Raw genomic sequence first — 1,167 nt, forward strand, 5'->3', positions numbered from 1 at the left:
AAAATTGTTGGCAGAAGTGTAATACATATTGGAATCTAAAATTACTTATCAAAATTGCTTTTTATGCTTGTACTCAATTGTTTCTTTGCATCGATAGCTTCCGATAGGTAGAAGGTACTATTCATGAAGTACCCAATACTGGTTGCTTGTGTTTGTTTTAGTAGAGTTTTAGGGCCCACTTGCCATTCGAATCCACGTTGTGTCGCGGATGTATCTGGCTAGCAGCAGTAGAAGACATTTTGTTTTTACGTCCGCCTCTGTTCTGGTTGTTTATGGGACTGCAGTACTTGGTATCCTGACTCAGTCTTGTAAATCGCCCAGCAGGCGCAGTTGTATTGGAAAATGAGTTTTCGTTCGGTCAGTGTTTTTGTTCGTCTCTCCGTTTACCGCAGGGTTGGTAACCACTGCGATGAGTTTGGAGCCACAATATTTGCCGAATTCTACTTAAAAAATCGCTTTAAAGTGGAGAATTGGTGACGACCGGGTCACGTGAGGAGCGCTCTTCAGCACGCCACTAGTGTCCATGGTCTTCAATTAATTCTCTTTTGTTCATCCTTTAAATAGATTTTGTAGACTACAAGTCAGTCGCTGGGAGAGACTTCCGAAGTCCTTGCATAAGCATGGGACCTGTCTTTCAATCTCCGCGATTCGTTGTAACGTTCTTTTTCCAATTTTAGTCACGGTTCCTGCCTCGTGTACGTGTGTACTGGTCAGGCAGAGACGGTGCATGTTTTCTTCATTTCTCTTGTCAAAGTCCTTTTGTTCGAAAAAGACTTCAACAAATTGGACTCATCTTACCCTTCCAAGACAGTCTTGGAAGGACTAGAAAGGTCCTTACATCTCTCAAGGCAATTTGGGACAGGGATGCACGCTTATCATAAGCGAGATCCTTTGTCTTTGCCAATTCTTGAATAGTTAAGGCAAGCAAAGCTTGCGTTCACTATTTGCGCGTATTTAGTGCGTTATCGAGTGTTGATAAGCGTGCTTCCGTCATAGGCTTTCGCCTCAGATTAAAAAGCAACGCTAATAAAATTCTGTTCTAAAATGCGATAACATCAGTTACCGCGTCGCAAGGACTCTGTACGTTTCTTACCTTTACCACCTTCGTAGTATTCCTGCTTGAGTGTTCTCTTAGTACTAGGTGCAATACCTAGTAGCTTCTCAAGA

It is taken from the genome of Marinagarivorans sp. (genome assembly GCF_982758155.1).